15 protein-coding genes are annotated in these 20,159 nt (G+C 50.9%); 14 read left to right on the forward strand and 1 reads right to left on the reverse strand.

The features are described from left to right. The first annotated feature begins 29 nt into the window (after positions 1-29). The 11 genes from ACJJIB_RS11550 to ACJJIB_RS11600 all read left to right on the forward strand — a co-directional run bounded on the left by ACJJIB_RS11550 (position 30) and on the right by ACJJIB_RS11600 (position 13,589). Positions 30-1,199 (forward strand): Gfo/Idh/MocA family protein, encoded by a 1,170-nt coding sequence (locus ACJJIB_RS11550; RefSeq protein ID WP_444886142.1) that lies wholly within the window; start codon positions 30-32, stop codon positions 1,197-1,199. 222 nt (positions 1,200-1,421) lie between these two features. Next, a complete protein-coding gene (locus ACJJIB_RS11555) occupies positions 1,422-2,483 on the forward strand; it encodes a sugar phosphate isomerase/epimerase family protein (protein WP_444884953.1) in 1,062 nt (353 codons plus the stop codon). A 56-nt stretch (positions 2,484-2,539) separates the two neighbouring features. After that, complete coding sequence (locus ACJJIB_RS11560; RefSeq protein WP_444886143.1) at positions 2,540-3,862, forward strand: MFS transporter; 1,323 nt, start codon at positions 2,540-2,542, stop codon at positions 3,860-3,862. Positions 3,863-3,918: 56 nt separating this feature from the next. After that, positions 3,919-4,929 carry a LacI family DNA-binding transcriptional regulator gene (locus tag ACJJIB_RS11565; RefSeq protein ID WP_444884951.1) on the forward strand — a complete coding sequence of 337 codons (1,011 nt, stop codon included), beginning with the start codon at positions 3,919-3,921 and terminating at the stop codon, positions 4,927-4,929. A gap of 78 nt (positions 4,930-5,007) precedes the next feature. Further along, entirely contained in the window at positions 5,008-5,721 is a 714-nt protein-coding gene (locus ACJJIB_RS11570; protein ID WP_444886144.1) for a 3-keto-disaccharide hydrolase, read from the forward strand. A 4-nt stretch (positions 5,722-5,725) separates the two neighbouring features. Further along, positions 5,726-5,944, forward strand: a complete 219-nt coding sequence (gene tatA / locus ACJJIB_RS11575; RefSeq protein WP_152453619.1) for a twin-arginine translocase TatA/TatE family subunit — start codon at positions 5,726-5,728, stop codon at positions 5,942-5,944. Further along, on the forward strand, positions 5,941-6,873 hold the full coding sequence (locus ACJJIB_RS11580; RefSeq protein WP_444886145.1) for a sugar phosphate isomerase/epimerase family protein: 933 nt from the start codon (positions 5,941-5,943) through the stop codon (positions 6,871-6,873). The genes tatA and ACJJIB_RS11580 overlap by 4 nt, the downstream gene beginning before the upstream one ends. A gap of 247 nt (positions 6,874-7,120) precedes the next feature. Beyond that, positions 7,121-8,917, forward strand: a complete 1,797-nt coding sequence (locus tag ACJJIB_RS11585; protein WP_444886146.1) for a GMC oxidoreductase — start codon at positions 7,121-7,123, stop codon at positions 8,915-8,917. Position 8,918: 1 nt separating this feature from the next. Continuing rightward, the gene (locus ACJJIB_RS11590) at positions 8,919-9,614 is read left to right on the forward strand and encodes a gluconate 2-dehydrogenase subunit 3 family protein (protein WP_252085880.1); all 696 of its coding nucleotides are present in this window, start codon (positions 8,919-8,921) and stop codon (positions 9,612-9,614) included. Between the two features lie 163 nt (positions 9,615-9,777). Further along, positions 9,778-12,546: a TonB-dependent receptor gene (locus ACJJIB_RS11595; RefSeq protein ID WP_444886147.1), complete on the forward strand. Its 2,769-nt coding sequence runs from the start codon at positions 9,778-9,780 to the stop codon at positions 12,544-12,546. Between the two features lie 32 nt (positions 12,547-12,578). Next, positions 12,579-13,589, forward strand: a complete 1,011-nt coding sequence (locus ACJJIB_RS11600) for an isoaspartyl peptidase/L-asparaginase family protein (protein WP_444886148.1) — start codon at positions 12,579-12,581, stop codon at positions 13,587-13,589. A gap of 76 nt (positions 13,590-13,665) precedes the next feature. Here ACJJIB_RS11600 and ACJJIB_RS11605 read toward each other — a convergent pair whose 3' ends face one another. Beyond that, positions 13,666-14,328: a TetR family transcriptional regulator gene (locus ACJJIB_RS11605; protein ID WP_444886149.1), complete on the reverse strand. Its 663-nt coding sequence runs from the start codon at positions 14,326-14,328 to the stop codon at positions 13,666-13,668. Positions 14,329-14,603: 275 nt separating this feature from the next. Here ACJJIB_RS11605 and ACJJIB_RS11610 point away from each other — a divergent pair, with 275 nt between their 5' ends. The 3 genes from ACJJIB_RS11610 to ACJJIB_RS11620 all read left to right on the forward strand — a co-directional run bounded on the left by ACJJIB_RS11610 (position 14,604) and on the right by ACJJIB_RS11620 (position 20,141). Then, entirely contained in the window at positions 14,604-15,779 is a 1,176-nt protein-coding gene (locus ACJJIB_RS11610) for an efflux RND transporter periplasmic adaptor subunit (protein WP_444886150.1), read from the forward strand. Between the two features lie 11 nt (positions 15,780-15,790). Next, entirely contained in the window at positions 15,791-18,961 is a 3,171-nt protein-coding gene (locus ACJJIB_RS11615; protein ID WP_444886151.1) for an efflux RND transporter permease subunit, read from the forward strand. Positions 18,962-19,214: 253 nt separating this feature from the next. Then, the gene (locus ACJJIB_RS11620; protein WP_444886152.1) at positions 19,215-20,141 is read left to right on the forward strand and encodes a metallophosphoesterase; all 927 of its coding nucleotides are present in this window, start codon (positions 19,215-19,217) and stop codon (positions 20,139-20,141) included. Positions 20,142-20,159 lie beyond the last annotated feature (18 nt).

The following is a 20,159-nucleotide window of genomic DNA, read 5'->3' on the forward strand; positions in this document are numbered from 1 at the left end:
TTGCCAGAGGCAGCTATACGGGAAGTGGTATGGGAAACAAAATAAGAATGGGCATGGTCGGTGGTGGAGAGGGTGCCTTTATTGGGGCTATCCATCGTATGGCAGCCTCCCTCGATGGTGAGATAGAGCTGGTGGCGGGATGTTTTAGCAGTAATCCCGAGCATGGCCGTAGCAGTGGAGAGAAGTTGGGCCTTAACCCAGAGCGCGTTTACCAGAGTTATGAGCAGATGTTCCTGGAGGAATCCCAGCGTCCTGTTGATGAGCGCATAGAGTTTGTCTCTGTAGTAACTCCCAATGATTTACATCTCCCAGTTTCTATTGCCGCACTGCGAGCGGGGTTTCATGTTCTTTCTGATAAGCCAGCTGCTTCCACACTTGAGGAAACCCTTGCGCTCAAAAACGAGGTCGTACGGAGCGGCCATCTCTATGGTTTGACTCATACCTATGCGGCTTATCCACTTGCGACACAGGCCAGGGCAATCTTAGCCAGGGGAGAGCTAGGGCAAGTCCGCCGGGTAACTGTTGCCTACCCACAAGGCTGGCTGGCATTGGCTGGCGACTCCAGCGGAAGTAAACAAGCCAGTTGGCGGACAGATCCCACACGCTCGGGAGAAAGCGGCTGTTTTGCCGACATTGGTACCCATGCTCACCACTTGGTCGAATTCTTTACCGGTCAGCGTATCTCTGAGGTCTGTGCGGACTTGCAATCAGTAGTCGACCAAAGGGCTCTGGATGATGATGGTGCGGCGCTATTTAAATTAGATCAGGGTGCGCGCGGCACCCTGACAGCCAGCCAAGTCTGTGGTGGGGAAGGGAATAACCTGAATATCAGCGTTTATTGCGAACATGGTTCGCTGTTCTGGGAGCAGGAATCTCCCAATCAATTGCAGTTAAAGCGTAGGGGGGAGCCAGTGGCCCTTTTGAAGGCTGGTGCAGACTGTGAATACCTGGATGACGAGGTCCGAGCTCTTTGTCGAACCCCGCAGGGGCATCCTGAAGGTTATATAGAGGCCTTTGCGAATATTTACCGCGACTTTGCTGCCCAGGTTCGATGCCGCCGGCAAGAACAGCCCATTAAAGAAAGTTCTGTCGTGGGGGATATTGATGCGGGTGTCCGTGCTATGGCATTTGTGCGCGGTGCATTGGAAAGCAGCCGTGCGAGTTCTTCTTGGGTGGCGCTGTCGCCATATTGGGAATAAGCCGCTAAATCGTATTGATTCATTTTCAAATAATTTAGGAACCTCTGGCAGGGTGGAAGTCCGGCAGTTAGTACGGCACAGGGAGGTGTCGATGTCGGCCCAGTGCCAGTCCGCTTTTGGAAAGACAGCATTGTGCTTTTCAAAAGAAGCAAGCTGATCACCCAGGAAGGATTGATTGGTTGCAGAGGTAAATAAGTACAGCAGTAAAAAGGATAAGAATAAATGAAGGCACCCAGAATTCAGGGGCCCGGGATATTTCTCGCCCAGTTCCTCCCTCCGAGCGACCAACCGGCTTCACTGGAGTCTATGGCCTGCTGGGCATCGGATCTGGGTTATAAAGGCATTCAGGTTCCCACTTGGGACAAGCGCATCTTTGATCTGGAATTAGCCAGCAGTAGCCAGGCTTACTGTGATGATGTTTTGGGAATCTGTGAGAAGGCGGGAGTCGAAATCTCAGAACTGTCCACGCATTTGCAGGGCCAGCTGGTTGCAGCGCATCCAGCATATAAAGAGATGCTGGATATTTTTTCCCCAGAGGAAGTGCGAGGCAACTTGCCAGCCCGCGCTGAGTGGGCGAGCAATCAACTGATGTTGGCTGCTCGTGCCAGTGCCAATTTAAAGCTTAAGTCGCACGCTACATTTTCTGGCGCACTACTTTGGCATACTTTTTATCCCTGGCCCCAACGCCCCGCAATGTTGGTGGAAGAGGGCTTTCGCGAACTGGGCCGGCTGTGGCGCCCTATATTGGATGCGTTTGACAGTGCTGGAGTTGATGTCTGTTATGAGCTTCACCCCGGTGAAGATCTGCACGACGGGTTGACCTTTGAACGTTTTCTCTACGAAGTGGAGGACCACCCAAGAGCGAATATCCTCTATGACCCCAGCCACCTGCTTTTGCAGCAGATGGACTACCTGGCTTTTATCGATATCTATCACGAGCGAATCAAGGCGTTTCACGTGAAAGATGCTGAATTCCATCCGAGTGGTAGGGCCGGAGTTTATGGCGGTTATGCCCCTTGGATTGATAGACCTGGCCGCTTCCGTTCCCTGGGCGATGGTCAGGTGGACTTCCGTGGGATTTTCAGCCGCTTGACCCAATACGGTTACGACCGCTGGGCGGTACTCGAATGGGAGTGTTGCATTAAGGATCAACAACAGGGGGCCAGTGAGGGTGCACCATTTATTCGGGATCACCTGATTACCGTGGCAGGCAAGGCTTTTGATGATTTTGCTGGTGCAGAAACAGATCGTGCGCGAAATCGTCGGATTTTAGGATTGGATTAAATTTTTCCAAACCAAGTGAATAACCAATAACAATAAATCATGCGGAGACTGGATAGATGAGTACACAGACAAAATCCCTGCATAAGAATGTCTTTCTTGTGGGGAACCTCTCGATTTTTATGATTGGCCTCGGATTTGCTGTGAGGGCTTCAATCGCCGGTGATCTCCAAAGCGACATTTACGATCATATTGATCTTGCCAACTCTACCGCCATGCTTGGTGAAGCTCTGGGTTTCACTTTCACAGGTTTTGCTTTCACACTTCTATTTGGAAGCGCACTTGTGGACTTGGTCGGTATCAAGCGAATGCTGATGCTCTCATCTATAGGCTATGTATTGGGCAGTTTGCTTATTATTGCTGCGTCTTTTGTGGCTCCAGGGGAGGGGGTGGAGAACCTGGTACTAGCGGGCCTGTTACTGACAGGCTTGGGCTGGGGTGCCGTGGAGGCAGCCAGTAATCCTATGGTTGCTGCAGTCGACCCAGAAAATAAAACGCAACGTTTAAACGTACTACATGCCTGGTGGCCTGCGGGCATTGTGGTTGGAGGATTACTGGGGTTGTCAATCTCTGCCCTCGAGCTTCCCTGGCAGTTGAACCTTGTCGTGTTGGCACTGCCGGCTGTTGTTATGGCTTGGCTTGTGGCTAAAACAGATTTCCCAGTTACTGAACGGGTTTCTTCAGGTATCAGTTATGGCGAAATGTTTAAAGAGGTATTCAAGCAGCCGATGTTTATCCTGCTGTGGGTGTGTATGTGGCTGACCGCCGCAACCGAGCTGGCCCCTGGGCAGTGGGTAGACCTGACCCTATCCCGAGTAGTTGGCATGAAGGGTATTCTTATCCTTGTTTATGTCAGTATGTTGATGTTTGTGATGCGCCACTTTGCCGGACGGCTGGCAAAGAAACTGTCTCCTATTGGACTTCTATGGTTAAGCAGTCTCCTTGCCGCAATTGGGCTCTATTGCCTGGGTATGGCTAGGACGCCAGTAACTGCATTTTTGGCAGCGACTGTCTGGGGCATTGGTGTTTGTTATATGTGGCCCACTATGCTGGCCACAGTCTCCGAGCGTTTTGTGCGCGGTGGGGCATTGTTTCTGGGATTGCTGGGTTTTGCCGGTGGTATGTCTATCCAATTTGTTTTGCCAAAGCTTGGCGCTATTTTTGACAATGCCAAGATTGAGGCAGCGGGGGGCTTGGAAGCCTTTGAAAAGTTGAGTGGGGATGAGTTAGATGCGGTATTAGCCACCGCTTCTGTTGAGTCATTCCAGTCATTGGCAGTAGTTCCACTTATCCTGCTCCCCATTTTTGCCTTTATTTGGCTTTGGGATCGAAGGCAAGCAGCCAGCAAATCAGAAGCAGCCGTTTCAGTGGGGAATCCGTAGATGGTATCCATCTGTGCGAAAATAACCCGCTTCTAACAGGTAATTAGCAGGAAATTATGTCAAACATTCGCGAAGTTGCACGCCGCTCCGGCGTATCGGTCGCGACCGTATCCCGAGCATTGAAAGATCCGCAGATGGTCTCTCCGCGAACCAGAGAGCGGGTGCTAAAGGCTGTAGAGGAGGCGGGCTACCGGCCGAACCTCCTTGCGCGGAACTTCAGTTCGGGCAAGTCATACGCAGTGATGGTTTTGGTTCCCAATATAGCTAATCCATTTTTTTCTCGGGTCATTCGCGGGATTGAGAAAGCTGCACAGGATCAAGGCTATTCGGTGCTGCTGGGGGACACAAAAGGGGATTCCAGCAATGAGCAATTTTATGCAGGTATGGCGCTAACCAATCAAGCGGATGGTGTTATCCAGCTTGGTAGTCGTTATCCGTTTGCAGAGAAGGACGCAAACCTGGCTGCATCTGTTCCTTTGGTGAATGCCTGTGAGCGCATAGTAGAAGATGATCGTTATCCAGTGGTGGAGTTGGATAACCATGGTGCGGCCCAGGAAGTTGCGCGGCACTTGATGAAGATGGGACACCGTCGCATCGGGGTTATTACCGGGCCCTCGCAGAGCCCTATAGTGCGAGACAGGCTGTCCGGATTTTCCGAGGCGCTAAAAAAACGTGGGTTAGAACTTGATCCTGAAATGGTTGTTCATGGGGAATTCACCATGACCTCTGGGCAGAAAGGCGCAGAGACTTTGCTATCGACCCCTCATCGGCCGACTGCCATTTTTTGTATGAACGATGAGATGGCAATTGGTGCTGTGCACCAAGTGAAGAGAATGGGCCTCAGGGTGCCGGAAGATGTGTCTGTTACAGGGTTCGATAACATTGAATTCTCACAATTCACAGATCCGCCTTTGACTACGATCAACCAGCCCGCAGAGGAGTTAGGCCGTTACGCAATGGAAACGCTGCGATTGATCATCGATGGCAAGCCATTGAAATCCAGCCGGACTATTTTGCCATTTGAGCTGGTGGAACGGGAGAGCACAGGTCCTTGTTCGGACAAGTGAGAGCCGCAGATTCCCATGGACTGTTGCCCTAAAAAGAGCGGCATTGATTAGATAACAGCGTTAGGTGTGGAGATAATAATGATGAAAAACCTTACTAAAGCCAGATCCAAACTATCCGTAGCGATTGCAGCAGCAGTGATGCTGGGTGCTGCAGGTTGCGAGCGGGTGCCCGTGTCGAGTACCCAACAAGTGGACGGAGAGTGGCGTTACCTGTTTGATGGAGAAACGTTACAGGGCTGGACTGGCACAAATGGCTCGCAAATTGGAGAGGCCTGGCAGGTTGTTAATGGCAATCTGGTCTTAACTGCCGGGGGTGCTGGGGACCTGGTAACAGCTGAACAATTCGAGGATTTTGAATTGCAGCTGGAGTGGAAAATTTCTGAGGGTGGCAACAGTGGCATTATTTATCGTGTCGCTGATGGAGATGCGCCAGTTTGGATGAGTGGCATGGAATACCAGGTGTTGGACAATGCTGCGTTTCCCAATCTGGAAAAGCCAAGCCACAGCGCCGGCTCAGTGTTTGATATGTATGCGCCCAGTGAAGAGAGTGTCAAACCTGCGGGGCAGTTTAACCAAACTCGTATACGCGTAGAGAACGGAAAGGTCGAACATTGGTTGAACGGCAACAAGATTGTTAGCTACGAGCTTTGGTCAGAGGATTGGGGCAAGCGTTTGGCGGGCAGCAAGTTTTCGAATTATCCAGATTTCGCACGCTCTGAAAGCGGCTATATCGCTTTGCAGGATCATGGTGACAAGGTCTGGTATCGCAATATAAAAATTCGGGAGCTATAAGCTCATGGGTATTTCAGGAATCAGTCTCTGGCAAATCCTGATAGTACTGGTGCTTGCAGTTTTACTGTTTGGCAGCGGCAAGATTCGTCGTATGGGAGAAGACCTGGGGGGAGCAATCAGTGGCTTTCGCCGCTCTTTAAAGGATAACGGAGAAGAAGGCTTCTCTGCTGAATCTCCCTCAAAATCTGCTGCTGAGGTTTCCCAAATAGGAGGGCGGCAATGACTATCAATAGAAGGCGGTTTTTGGCAAATAGTGCAAGGCTGGCAGCTTTGGGGCTTGCTGCTCCCCTTATTGGGTTTAGTCGTCTTAGCCACAGCACTGCAAGTGAACGCTTTTTCAAAATCTCTTTAGCCCAGTGGTCCCTGCATCGGCAACTGCGAAGTGGAGCTCTTAAAGTTCTGGACTTTCCAGTAAAAACACGCAAAGTCTTTGGCATTGAAGCGGTTGAGTATGTCAATCAGTTCTTTAAGGATCAGGCAAAGGACTTGAAGTTTCTCGCTGCAATGAAGGCTAGAGCAGAAGACCATAATGTTCGCAGTCTGTTGATTATGGTTGATGGCGAAGGCGACCTAGGCGACCCCGATAAAGGCAAGAGAAAGCAGGCCATAGAGAACCATTACAAATGGGTCGAAGCGGCTAAGTACCTCAATTGTCACTCTGTGCGTGTCAATGCCGCAGGGCAGGGGAGTCGCGAAGAAGTCGGTAAGGCTGCTGTTGAGGGGCTGCGTGCGCTTTCGGAATTCGCCCAGGATTTCAATATTAACGTGATTGTTGAGAATCATGGTGGCTATTCATCGAACGGGGAGTGGTTGTCACAGGTCCTTCAGCGTGTAGATATGTCCAACTGTGGCAGCTTGCCGGATTTTGGAAACTTCGGAGATTACGATCGCTATTTGGGGGTTCAGCAACTGATGCCGTTCGCCCAGGGTGTTAGTGCCAAAAGCTTTGAGTTCGATTCAGCGGGAATTGAAATCAATACGGATTTTGCTCGGATGTTACGGATCATTCGCGATGCGGGTTATCGAGGCTATATCGGCATTGAGTTTGAAGGGCCGGGAGATGAGGACCATGGAATCCTGGCAACTAAGCAGCTGCTTGAGCAGCTTGGCAGGAAGGTGGAGCTGCCCGCGCAACTAAATGAAAAAAATTGATAAAATTTAGTTTCGCATGTAACCGGTTACATATTTTTAATTTCTCCAGACGTAAAAATATGTACTTTAATGTCTGTTTTCTTTAAGAAATCAGACTCCAACGCTAAAAATTTTAAATCTAGACTTTATAAGCGCGGAAAAAAGCAGAAAAATTTTCCAAAAATGTAACCGGTTACAGGAAAATATTTCTAGCTGATAGAATTTATCCGGTCAGAAGAAAAATAAATGATCATGTAGGAGAGATGTTATGGCGAGTGAAGATATCGAGAATAAAGAGTACGACGCCTTAATAGTCGGCTCTGGTGCTGGGGGCGGCATGGCTGCCTATGTGCTGGCCACAGCCGGTTTAAAGGTACTGCTGCTTGAAGCGGGACGATCCTACGACCCGGTCAAAGAAACCCCTATGTTTAACTTGCCCAAAGACGCACCCCTGCGCGGTGGTAGTACGCCAGAAAAACCGTTCGGTTTTTACGATGCGACAGTGGATGGTGGCTGGCAGGTACCCGGCGAGCCCTATACCCAGGGATCTCAAGAGAAAGGTCGACGTTTTGACTGGTGGCGAGCGCGTATGCTGGGTGGCCGCACGAACCATTGGGGGCGTATTTCCCTGCGTATGGGTGAATACGACTTTAAGCCCTACTCAAGGGATGGGCTCGGCTTTGACTGGCCCATCAGCTACCAAGACCTGGCACCCTACTACGATAAAACCGAGATGCTTATTGGTGTCTACGGCACCAATGAGGGGTTGGAAAATACTCCGGACTCTTCCGACGGCGTATTATTGCCGCCCCCTAGCCCCCGTGCTTATGAACTGCTAGCGAAAAAAGCTTGTGATAAGCTGGGTATCCCCGTGATCCCCTCACACTTGGCGATTCTCAGTGAGCGCCTCGACCATGAAAATATTCCGCAGAAACTGTTCCCCGATAATAAGCTTGCCCAGGATGTAACCCGCGAATCGATGAAATCCCGCGCTGCCTGTTTTTGGGCCACACCCTGTGGTCGCGGTTGTTCCATCAAGGCAAATTTCCAGTCCACCACAGTACTACTGCCTCCTGCGTTGGCTACAGGCAACCTAGACATCATCACTGACGCGATGGTGCGCGAAGTTACCGTTGATAAGAAAGGCAAAGCCAACGGGGTTGTTTACATTGATAAAGATACCCGTCAGGAAAAGTTTGCCAGTGCCCGCGCCGTTGTCGTCGCGGCCAGTGCCGCCGAGACATCGCGTATTCTTCTCAATTCAAAAAGTACCTTATTCCCAGACGGTCTCGCCAACGGCAGTGGTGTTGTAGGTAAATACCTGATGGATACTGTGGGTGCCGGAGTCGGTGGCCAAATTCCAGCCCTGGAAAATATGCCCGCCCACAACGAAGACGGCGCGTCGGCAATGCATATGTATATGCCCTGGTGGCTATATAAAGAGCAGTTGCGCGGAGACCTGAATTTTGCGCGCGGTTATCACATTGAATTCGGTGGTGGCCGCAGTATGCCTGGAGCAGGTGCCTTCGGTGGTATGGGTGACTTTACCGAAGGTGCCTATGGTAAAGATTTGAAAAAGGCCTGCCGACGCTATTACGGCTCCTTTGTTTGGTTCGATGGTCGTGGGGAAATGATCCCTAATGATGATAGTTACTGTGAAATTGACAAGAATCAAGTTGACCAGTGGGGTATCCCGGTTCTGAAATTCCACTGGAAGTGGAGCGACCAGGAGCTAAATCAGGCTGCCCACATGCACAAAACCTTCGCCGAAATTATCGAGGGTATGGGCGGCAATGTGACCACAACAGTACAGACCGATGGTGCCAAGGCCATTATCAACGGTGGTGCGATTATTCATGAAGTTGGCACCGCGCGAATGGGTTCCAACCCAAAAGACTCTGTGCTCAACCCTTACTGCCAGTCTTGGGAGGTTCCGAACCTCTTTTTAACCGACGGTGCTCCCTTTGTTTCCAATGCCGATAAAAACCCAACCCTGACCATTATGGCGCTGGCTTGGCGTACCTGTGACTACATCGTGGAACAGTTTAAAAAGAGGAACATTTGATATGAGCAAGGATAAAACAAACCTGAGCCGCCGTAATGCCCTGCGTTTGATTGCTACTACTGCGGCTGCGGTCCCAGTAATCGGTTGTTCTGAGAAAGCAGCACCAAAAGTTGAGTTGAAGGAAGATAAAGCAGCAACAAAACCAGCGGTTAAGAATCTTGACGCACCTAAACAAACTTTAGCCAGGGGTACACCAACAGATCCTGATCTGCTTAACCCCGTCGTACCATGGGAAATGCAATTAGATGCGCGTGAGTTGGCGGTACTCGCAGCGCTTTGCGATGTGATTATACCTGCAGATGAAATTTCACCGAGCGCTTCTTCAGTAGGTGCACACCATTACATCAATGAATATGTCAGCGCACCTTATTCCAACAATAAGGCGGACCTTGTCACTATTCGCGGAGGGGTGGTCTGGCTAGATGGAGAGTCCAGGCGCAGGTACCAAGGCCCATTTGTTGAGCTGAATGAATCTCAAAAAAATGCAATCTGCGAGGACATCAAATGGACTCGTAACGCGAAGCCAGAATTCCAAGCCGGTGCACGTTTCTTTGCCAAGGTAAGAGTTCTTGTATCTACCGCATTCTACACCACCGAGGAAGGCATGGCGGATATTGGCTATGTAGGTAATAGGCCTATGGCCAGCTTCCCTGGCGCACCGCCTGAAGTATTAAAACGACTCGGCTTAGAAAGCTGATAACCGTGTAAGGCAACCCCCTGGGAAAGGGGTTGCCTATAAAAGTAAGCCAGGGATGGATAGATCTGAAACCGGGCTTATTCCGAAAACTTGGTATGAGGGTATGCCGAGTTTAGAGGGTGCACGGAAGGCTCAAAAATTATAATAAAAGTGATGCTTATCTATGAAAGAGAAAACCCAAAAAGAAAACCGCAGGGCGGAGTTACTTCGCACATCCGCCAGTGCACTGGTGTTATGCAGTGTCGTCGGCATGGCACAGGCGCAAAATACAGAGGAAGCCCAAAAAGAAAACTTGGCTCTTGAAGAAGTAGAGGTATTGGGCATTCGACAGAGCATGGAGAAAAACCTCGATGTAAAGCGTTTTTCCAATGCGGTGGTGGACTCAATTACCGCTGAAGATATTGGTAAGTTCCCCGATAAAAACGTAGCCGATGCCTTACAGAGGGTGCCAGGAGTCTCTATCGTACGTAGTGGTGGTGAAGGTGCGGAAGTGAGTATCCGCGGTACTGCTCCGGAGCTTACCTTTACCCAGCTGAACGGTAACTATATTGCTACTCCGGGCGATGAGCCGTCACGCTCGCTAGATTATTCCTTGTTGCCCGCAACAATGATTGCCCGTACAGATGTTTATAAGAGCCCTGAGGCAAAGCTGGATGAAGGCGGAATCGGTGGTACTGTCATTTTGCATACCCGCAAACCTCTGGATCTGGACGCGGGAGAGGGCATGCTATCGGTTGAAACAACCTACGCGGATGTCACTGAGAAGTATGAGCCACAATACACGGGTTTTTACTCATGGAAAAATGATCAGGAAACCTTTGGTGTATTAGTTGGTTATTCCAAGCAAGACCGTCAGAATCGGGTGATTAGCACCACCACAGAAAACTGGGGATGGCAAGGTGATGAAAAGCCCCATGATGGTGTAGAGGCCAGGGGGGCTATGGTAGATATCGATGGTAATGAGTACCGGGATTTCTATGCCCCCAGAGCCGTAGTGGGTAGCGTTTTTGAAGAGGAGCGTACCCGCGAGGGAATTCAGCTCAGTGCTCAGTGGCGTCCGGTTGAACAACTTGAGCTAGGTGTCAATTATTTTCGCTTTGAGCAGGGTGGCAACTCAGAGAATTACCGTATTGTATTTCCAGAGTGGAACTATGGTGATGCAGTTGCACCCGGCAGCCTTAAATTTGATGAGGATGGCGATACCTTACTCGGTATTGGCATGTTGGACAGAGGCCAGGCCGAATTGCAGTCTCCTCAAGTCGCTGGTGACTACACGCGAGCTGAATATGTGTCAGATACCTTGGATTTTAATGCTATTTACCAAGGAGATGGATATAGCGTGCGATTGGTTGTGGGCAGCACCAGTGCGGAAGGCGGACCTTCGGAGAAATTGTTTGCCTCAGTAAACTCTCGCTATGGCACTGTGACTGACTGGAGCTGGGACCTAAGCAGTGGTACTGCAGAGATTGATACCAGTGCCGATCTGGGAGACCCCAATACTTACCCCTTATACGATTGGTTTTCTTCGCACTGGACCAGTAGTGAAGATGATGAAAACTACTACCAGCTAGATGTATCTATCGATATGGATTACGGCTGGCTGACTTCCCTTGATGTAGGACTCAAATACCGCGACCACGAAATTAACCGACGCATTACTAAACAAGCTTGGGATGATGATAACCCGCCGTGTCCGACTATTAACTGGCCGAATGAAGACGGTAAAGATGGTCTTTGTTATCCCTGGTGGCCGGACGATTCTTTCCACACCGACCCTAATGGCGTTCCGGATACGATTGATATCCTTTCCAGTGGCCCACTCGATAATATTATTGGTGGTGTCAAAGTGCCCAACTTTGCCCACCTGGAGTTTGAGAAGCTAAAAGAGTTTCTCTATGAGACTTATGGTGATCCTACAGTAACCGTAGAACGGGACCAGGACTATCGCATCGGTGAGGAAGTGACTGCGGCCTATGTACAGCAAAATTTTGCTTCTGCCACTTTGCGCGGTAATTTTGGTGTTCGCGCGGTGCAGACCAAGCAATATGCCCGAACATATGACAATATTGACGGGGTTTTGCAAGATGAGCCCAATATTCGCGATAGCAGTAACACCGATTTTCTGCCAAGCGCCAATATCGCTTGGGATATTAACGATGATTTAGTAATGCGTGCAGCCCTCGCAAGGGTTGTTGCCCGAGTTAATTATGATGACCTCGGTGGCTCTGAATCAATACACGCCCCACTGCCAGGAGCGACCGTAAGAGATGGATTTGCGGGGAATTCCGAATTGGAACCTTACAAAGCGGATCAGTTTGATTTGGGTCTGGAATGGTACTTCGACGATGCTTCCGCAATGGGAGTAACCCTGTTCAGGAAGGATATTGCATCATTCGTCATTAACGGCAGTTCCCTGGTAACCAGGGAAATAGATGGTGACATTTGGAATGTAAATATGTCGATGCCTGTTAATGGCACCGATGCCACCGCTCAGGGTGCCGAGCTGTTTGTGCAATATGCCTTTGATAACGGTTTTGGAGTTTTTGCCAACTATACCTATACGGACACAGAACTGGCCAATCTTGACCTCGAAAGCGGTGAAACAATCAAAACAGAAATTGCGGGTACCTCTAAAGATCAATACAACCTTTCGGTGTACTACGAGAATGACCTTTTCAGTGTGAGAGCCTCTTACAACTATCGCAGCGCCTATGCGGATGGCTATAGCAACGGTGTGAATACGTTTACTGATGAGTATGATCAGCTTGATGTAAATGCTTCTTATAGTTTGATGGAAAACCTAACTCTCACTGCCTCCATTATTAATCTCACCGAAGAGAAGGTGGATAGATATTGGGGGGAAGAAAACAGAGTCTTGGGTTCCTCCTACTCAGGTCGCCGCGCCTATATGGGGCTGACTTACAGCTTCTGATCCCGCCATAACTTCGGCGCACAGATACAGTAATGTCTCTGTGCGCTTTCCACTTGAGACAAATCATTGTGATCAGCAAAAGAAAATTCCTGAAATACTCCTTCCTGGGTACTGCTGGCGCCCTGGCAACCTCTTCAGTGGCAGCTATGGCAAGGCGTTATACGAAGAAGGGAAAAAAGCCCGTAGTCATATCAACCTGGAACCATGGGGGCCCAGCCAATGAGGCAGCTTGGCAGGTTCTCAGCGAAGGTGGCAGGGCTTTGGATGCCGTAGAGGCAGGTGCTCGGGTGCCGGAAGCTGACCCGCAGGTAACCAGTGTTGGCTATGGCGGTTTTCCCGATCGCGATGGTGTAGTGACCCTTGATGCCTGCATTATGGATGACAAACAAAATTGTGGTTCAGTGGCTTTTTTACAGGGTATCAAGCATCCCATCTCGGTTGCGCGAAAGGTGATGGAGGAAACTCCACATGTAATGTTGGTCGGCGAGGGCGCACAGCGTTTTGCAGTTGAACAGGGGTTTGACATTGAGAACCTGTTAACTCCAAAAGCTGAAGCCGCCTGGCGTGAGTGGAAGCGCGAGTCCCGTTACCAGCCGGTAATCAATATAGAAAACCACGATACTATCGGCATCTTAGCCGTGGACCAGGACGGCAACCTCTCAGGTGCCTGCACCACCAGTGGCGCGGCTTTCAAGATGCACGGGCGGGTAGGGGACTCACCGATTATCGGCGCCGGACTCTATGTCGATAATGAAGTGGGTGCGGCTACTGCCACGGGTATGGGCGAGCTAATGATCAAGACTGTCGGTTGCCATCAAGTAGTGGAGCTGATGCGTCATGGCTACACACCGGAGGAAGCCTGTCGTGAGGCGGTGGAGCGTATTGCGCGCAAGCTAGGGGACTATAAGAAGTTCCAGGTGGGTTTCCTGGCTTTAGATAAAGCCGGTAATTACGGTGCTCACTGTATTCACCCGGGTTTTAATTATGCAGTAAGAGATGCGAGCGGTGCACAATTAGTAGATTCGAAAAGTAAACTCGGCTGATTGTCTTCTAGGGGCAAGCAGCAGTTAGTTGACTTGCCCCAATAGGAAGAAAATTCGAATTTGCTCAATACACTGCTCAGTGCAAAGTTCGTGCTTGCTGCCTGTTTAGACGCAGTTCTGGGGAGAAGCGAATCATATCTAGGAGAGCATCAAAATAATGTTCGCCTAAGTCGCCAAGGTCTACAAAGCGAGGAGAAAGAAGCCAGTCTTCCAGAACACCAAAAAGGCCTCCGTGAAGCATTTGTTGGGCCAGTTTCAAATCCAGGTCAGCAGGTAATTGACCGACTGATAGTGCAATCTCCAACAATTCTCCCATTCGCTCCAGCCGCTCTGTGCGGCCTTGCTTAATGCGGTGAGTGGACTCGCATACTTCACTGATTGGGTCGCATGGTAGGAAGATAATCTCCAGTAAGCGCTGCCATTCATCATTACAGGCAATCTCATCGAATAGCCATATCCAGCGGGTACGCAGGGTGCCTAGAGGGTCTCTCTTCAACTCATCATCACCGGCCGCCGTGCAGAGGTCTTCACCGGGCAGGCGCATGCGCTCGGTTAGAGCCTTGAGTAACCCAACTCTGTCGCGGAAATGGCTATGCAGGGAATCACGAGTGACTCCGGCAAGCTCTGCGACTGCCGTTAGTGAGGCGTGGGTGACGCCAGATTCGTGAAAAACACGAATCGCGGCGTCTAAGATACGCTCTCGGGTGTTAAGTATTTGTTCTTCTCTATATTTAGCCATGGGCAATGCAGCTTCTTCATTATCGTAATCGCCTCATTTGACCGCATATTCACGGCTGTTCGCCGCATGAAAACAAATGAGACTTTAGTGCAAACCCTTGAAAACACTGGGTAAAAGCGCATGTTAGTCGATATTCATGCGCTGATGAATAGTTGATCGGATTTCATCACTACACATAAAATGCGTGGCCACTGGAGTTTGACCTTCCTGTCACCATCTCTTTTTCTCCCGAACTGACCGCAGTATCCAGGCCGTCAGCCCTGATCGAGGTAACCATGCTCAATAAAAAAGCGTTTATCAGTCTTTTGATCACTAGTGCATTGCTTGCCGCTTGTGATGAAAGAACCGCTGCGCCACCGATGCCCGCGCCACAGGTGACTGTGGTTACGCTGGAATCCGAGCCGGTTACGCTTACCAGAGAGCTGCCTGGTCGCACTTCACCTTTCAAGGTGGCGGAAGTTCGTCCACAGGTAAATGGCATCATAAAACAGCAATTGTTCCGTGAAGGTGGGCGTGTCGATGCAAATCAGCCACTTTATCAGCTGGATGACGCCATTTACCAAGCGGATGTGGATAGTGCGCGCGCTAAATTACAGGGGGCAAATGCGGCCATGAATATCGCCCGTCTTAAGGCCGAGCGCACCGCAGGCCTTGTTAGGAGTGGCGCGGTCAGCAAGCAGGAGAATGATGTCGCGGAGGCAGACTTGCAGGAAGCCCGCGCCTCTGTTGCAGCTGCCAGGGCGGAGTTACACCGAGCCGAGATCCAGCTGGACTACGCCCAGATTACCTCGCCGATTACTGGCCGTATTGGTAAATCCAGTGTTACCCAGGGCGCCTTGGTAGCGGCCAATCAGGCCGCAACTTTGGCCACTGTGCAACAGCTGGACCCAATCTATGTGGATGTTACCCAGTCCGCAGCAGAGCTGGTCAGCCTGCGTCGGGCCCTCCAGGCGGGTACATTGGCAGATGCCACAAACCTGCCAGTTAAGATTTTGCTGGAAGATGGCAGTGAGTTTGAACATCAAGGCAAGCTCGAGTTTGCCGAAGCCAGTGTCGATCCCTCTACTGGCAGTGTGTTGCTGCGAGTCGTTGTCCCCAATCCAGACAATATGCTGCTGCCAGGCATGTACGTGCGCGCGATAGTCGGTAGCGGTGTACGGGAAAAAGCCATTCTGGTGCCTCAACAAGGTATTGCAAGGGACCCGAAAGGTAACACTTCGGCAATGGTGGTCAATGAAGAGAATATTGTTGCCCAACGCTCTGTTCGGGTCAGTCGCACAGTCGGTAACCGCTGGTTGGTAGAAGAGGGGCTGGAGCCCGGTGACCGTGTCGTAGTGGCTGGATTGCAGAAAATTCGCCCCGGTGCGCCGGTGCAGCCTAGTGAACGTGAGGATAAACAGGTACCTGCAGCAGCTGGTGACGACAACGCTGCTGCTGAGCAGGGTTCCTGAGGGTAGGGGTTATGGCGAGCTTTTTTATCAACCGGCCCATCTTTGCCTGGGTTCTGGCAATTATCACCATGCTGGCAGGTGCATTGTCTATCAGCAAGTTGGCGGTGGAGCGCTATCCGAATATCGCACCGCCCTCTATTAATATTGAGGCCAGTTATCCCGGCGCCTCCGCCAAAGTGGTGGAAGATTCGGTGACGCAGATTCTGGAGCGGAATATGAAAGGGCTCGATGGCCTTCTCTATATGTCTGCTGTCAGTCAATCTAACGGTGGTGTGTCTGTCTCCCTTACGTTTGAGAATGGTACCGACCCGGATACCGCACAGGTGCAAGTCCAAAACAAGGTTCAGCTGGCAATGCCGCTGTTGCCCCAAGAGGTGCAGTTACAAGGGGTCAATGTCAGTAAGTCCCGTGGTGGCTTCTTGATGGTTGCAGGTTTTGTCTCCGAAGACGGCAGTATGAACCGCAACGACATTGCTGATTACATCAACTCAGCGATTGTGGACCCGGTTAGCCGGGTGCCAGGTGTCGGTAATGTGCAGGTGTTCGGCTCCAAATATGCAATGCGTATCTGGCTCGATCCCAACAAGCTGACCACTTACGATTTGACACCGAATGATGTAGCCGCGGCGGTCCGGGCCCAAAATGCCCAGGTCACAGTGGGCAGCCTTGGTGGCGCACCGGCGGTGCCAGGGCAGCAACTCAATGCCTCTATTACCTCCCAGGAGCGCCTGCAAACCCCGCAACAGTTCCGGGAAATCGTGGTACGAGCTAATGATGATGGCTCAATACTGCGGCTTGGCGATGTCGCCCGCGTTGAGTTGGGGGCAGAGAATTATGAATTTATTTCCCGCTACAATCGTCAGCCGGCTACCGGTATCGCCATTAACCTGGCCACCGGTGCCAACGCACTGGACACCGCCGAAGGCGTGAAAGCGAAGCTCAAAGAACTGGAGCCTTTCTTCCCTCGGGGGCTTACCTCTGTCGTACCATTTGATACCACGCCCTTTGTCGAGGTCTCCATTAAAGGCGTGATCAGCACATTGATTGAAGCGATTGTGCTGGTCTTCCTGGTGATGTATCTGTTCCTGCAGAATTTCCGTGCAACCCTGATCCCTACAATCGCAGTACCGGTGGTGCTGTTGGGTACCTTTGCCGTACTCGCAGCACTGGGCTTCTCAGTCAATATGCTCACCATGTTCGCTATGGTATTGGCCATCGGACTGCTAGTGGATGACGCTATTGTGGTGGTGGAAAACGTAGAACGGGTGATGCGCGAAGAGGGCTTATCGCCAAAGGAAGCCACTAAAAAATCCATGCATCAGATTACCCCAGCACTGATCGGAATTGGTGTCGTGCTGTCGGCGGTGTTTGTGCCAATGGCATTTATGGATGGCGCCACTGGCGTAATTTACCGGCAGTTCTCAGCAACCATTGTTGCTGCTATGGCCTTGTCCGTATTAGTGGCGATTATCCTGACCCCCGCACTATGTGCCACCTTGCTAAAACCACTTTCAAAAGGTGAAAGCCACGGTGAGAAAGGCTTCTTCGGTTGGTTCAATCGCAACTTTGAGCGCGGCAGTAGGCGCTACCAGGGCGGAGTGCAGGGCATCCTAAAACGTAGCGGCCGCTTTATGCTGTTGTTTGTGGCCCTTTCCGCGGTGATGGCCTTCTTATTCCTGCGTTTACCCAGCTCCTTCCTGCCCGATGAAGACCAGGGCGTGCTCTTCTCTATGGTGCAGGCACCCGTGGGCGCGACCCAGGAACGCACCATGGAATCCATCCGCAAAGTGGAAGATCAATTCCTGGATAATGAGCAGGGCACCGTGAAATCAGTATTTTCGGTGCAGGGCTTTAGCTTTGCCGGTAGCGGCCAGAATACCGGTATCGCCTTTGTGAATATGGAAGACTGGTCTGAGCGGGAAGAAGAGTCGCAAAGTGCTGGCGCAGTAGCCATGCGTGCTATGGGCGCGCTGATGCAAATTAAAGATGCCATGGCTTTTGCCTTTGCGCCGCCGCCTCTGCCAGAGTTGGGTTCTTCTGGTGGCTTTAACTTTTACTTGAAAGATAACGGCAATCTGGGGCACGAAGCACTGACCGCTGCCCGCAACCAATTCTTGGGGATGGCCGGGCAGAGTAAATTACTCTCTAACGTACGCCCCAACGGCCAGGAGGACACGCCGCAGTTTCGGGTGAAAATCGACAACGCCAAGGCTGCGGCCCTCGGTTTGTCTATTGCCGATATTAACAGCGCACTGAGTACCGCCTGGGGTGGTTCCTATATCGATGATTTTATCGATCGCGGCCGGGTCAAGCGGGTTTATATGCAGGCGGATGCGCCATATCGCATGGTGCCGGAAGACTTCCAGCTTTGGTCTGTGCGCAATGATAAAGGCGATATGGTGCCTCTATCTTCCTTTGCCAGTTTTTCCTGGGAGTATGGATCTCCCCGCTTGGAACGCTATAACGGTGTGCCCTCCATGCAGATCAATGGCCAGGCCGCAGCGGGGGTCAGTTCTGGTGAGGCCATGGCAGAAGTGGAGAGCTTGGTAGCGCAATTGCCGGCGGGGGTTGGCATTGAATGGAGCGGTCTTTCCTATCAGGAGCGCGCCGCCGGTGCACAAACACCACTGCTCTATACCCTGTCATTATTGATTGTATTCTTGTGCCTTGCGGCTCTTTATGAGAGCTGGACAGTACCGACCGCCGTATTATTGATGGCACCGCTCGGTATTCTCGGTGCCGTGCTTGCCAACAGTTTGCGCGGCATGGAGAGGGATATCTACTTCCAGGTGGCTATGCTGACCACTGTCGGCTTGACCAGTAAGAACGCCATTCTGATTGTGGAGTTTGCCAAGCAAAATCTGGAAAACGGAATGGAGCTGGTGCAGGCGACTATGCGCGCAGTCCGTGATCGGCTGCGCCCAATTTTGATGACCTCTTTGGCTTTTGGCTTGGGGGTTCTTCCTCTGGCGATAGCCACTGGTGCAGGTTCCGGCGCACAACGGGCAATTGGAACCGGGGTACTGGGGGGAATGGTTGTGGGCACTCTGCTTGGAATCTTCTTTATACCGCTGTTCTTTGTAGTGGTGCAGAGACTGTTTGGGCGTAAAGCTAGCAGTACTGATACTGGGCAGGATCAAGTTCTTGCCAATAAAAAGATAGAAGCTGCGGAAGCTTTGTAAGTCTCAAGCCTGAGAAAAGCCAGGCCGCACTTTCCGGCCTGGCTTTTTTGCATTCGCTCTTTGATTGAGCACACCTTAAATGTAAGTGAACTCAGTAATTCCCAGGCTGGCAGTAGTTTCGGCTAATTTCTTCGCCCCATGCCCAGCTTCCGAGAAATGCGTTCATTTCATAAAATGAACAGAGTAATCCTTGATACAAAAAAAGCGGGATTTTGATACTGAAGCTTTCTTGTATTTTAGAGGCAGGAGCAGGATGGAACACTGCAAGTACGACATTATTGGCGATATCCATGGTCACGGCAGCGCATTGATTGAGTTGCTCGATGTGCTGGGTTATCGGGAAACAAGCAGTGGTTATGCTCACCCTGAGCGAAAGGTCATATTTCTTGGAGATTTTATCGACCGCGGTGAGCACCTGGTGGAGCATCGCAAACTCCTAAAGGTAGTTATGAGCATGGTAAATAATGATCATGCCAAAGCAATTATGGGCAATCACGAGTTTAACGCCCTGGCTTATCATACCGAAGTCAATGGCAAGCCCCTGCGCCCACATACCGATAAAAATACAAAACAGCACCAGGCTTTTTTGAATGAGTACCCGGATAACGATCCAGAAAAATCTCAGGTATTGGATTTCTTCAGATCATTGCCTCTGTGGCTTGATCTTGGCCCTCTGCGTGCGGTACACGCTTGCTGGGACGAGGAGAAAGTCAATTTTTTAGCATCGAGAACCAATAGCGGCAGGTTAACGTCTGAGCTTTTGCTGCAAGCTAGCTCCCCGGGCAGTGATGCCTTCAAAGCGGTGGAAACTTTGCTCAAAGGGTGTGAAATTGAACTGCCTCAAGGAGTGAGTTTTCTGGATAAGGATGGTAATCGGCGCTCTGCTGTCCGCGTTCAATGGTGGAACGCTTCTGCAAAAGCGCTGGGGGAGATAGCGTTACCGCGTGGTGTTGATATCGGTTCCGCCGCTAGCTTGCCTGTGCCTTGGGGTATTCCTTATTACCCTAAAGCAGATAAGCCCTGCTTTATCGGTCACTATTGGCTTAAAGGTGTGCCAGCACCTCTAACCGAGAAAGTTGCTTGTCTCGATTATTCCGTGGCGGGTAACGGCAAACTGGTTGCTTATCGTTTTGATGGTGAACAGGTCTTGAGTGAAGACAAGTTTGTATTTGTGAAGTAGATACCGCCCGCTTGAGTT

This window comes from Microbulbifer mixtoriginis (SeqCode), assembly GCF_052467705.1.

Coding starts and splice junctions, on each gene's coding strand:
- ACJJIB_RS11620 (WP_444886152.1), top strand. CDS start 19,215: ATGGAACACTGCAAGTACGACATTATTGGCGATATCCATGGTCACGGC.
- tatA (WP_152453619.1), top strand. CDS start 5,726: ATGGGTATTTCAGGAATCAGTCTCTGGCAAATCCTGATAGTACTGGTG.
- ACJJIB_RS11585 (WP_444886146.1), top strand. CDS start 7,121: ATGGCGAGTGAAGATATCGAGAATAAAGAGTACGACGCCTTAATAGTC.
- ACJJIB_RS11605 (WP_444886149.1), bottom strand. CDS start 14,328: ATGGCTAAATATAGAGAAGAACAAATACTTAACACCCGAGAGCGTATC.
- ACJJIB_RS11555 (WP_444884953.1), top strand. CDS start 1,422: ATGAAGGCACCCAGAATTCAGGGGCCCGGGATATTTCTCGCCCAGTTC.
- ACJJIB_RS11590 (WP_252085880.1), top strand. CDS start 8,919: ATGAGCAAGGATAAAACAAACCTGAGCCGCCGTAATGCCCTGCGTTTG.
- ACJJIB_RS11610 (WP_444886150.1), top strand. CDS start 14,604: ATGCTCAATAAAAAAGCGTTTATCAGTCTTTTGATCACTAGTGCATTG.
- ACJJIB_RS11565 (WP_444884951.1), top strand. CDS start 3,919: ATGTCAAACATTCGCGAAGTTGCACGCCGCTCCGGCGTATCGGTCGCG.
- ACJJIB_RS11580 (WP_444886145.1), top strand. CDS start 5,941: ATGACTATCAATAGAAGGCGGTTTTTGGCAAATAGTGCAAGGCTGGCA.
- ACJJIB_RS11560 (WP_444886143.1), top strand. CDS start 2,540: ATGAGTACACAGACAAAATCCCTGCATAAGAATGTCTTTCTTGTGGGG.
- ACJJIB_RS11595 (WP_444886147.1), top strand. CDS start 9,778: ATGAAAGAGAAAACCCAAAAAGAAAACCGCAGGGCGGAGTTACTTCGC.
- ACJJIB_RS11615 (WP_444886151.1), top strand. CDS start 15,791: ATGGCGAGCTTTTTTATCAACCGGCCCATCTTTGCCTGGGTTCTGGCA.
- ACJJIB_RS11550 (WP_444886142.1), top strand. CDS start 30: ATGGGAAACAAAATAAGAATGGGCATGGTCGGTGGTGGAGAGGGTGCC.
- ACJJIB_RS11570 (WP_444886144.1), top strand. CDS start 5,008: ATGATGAAAAACCTTACTAAAGCCAGATCCAAACTATCCGTAGCGATT.
- ACJJIB_RS11600 (WP_444886148.1), top strand. CDS start 12,579: ATGTCTCTGTGCGCTTTCCACTTGAGACAAATCATTGTGATCAGCAAA.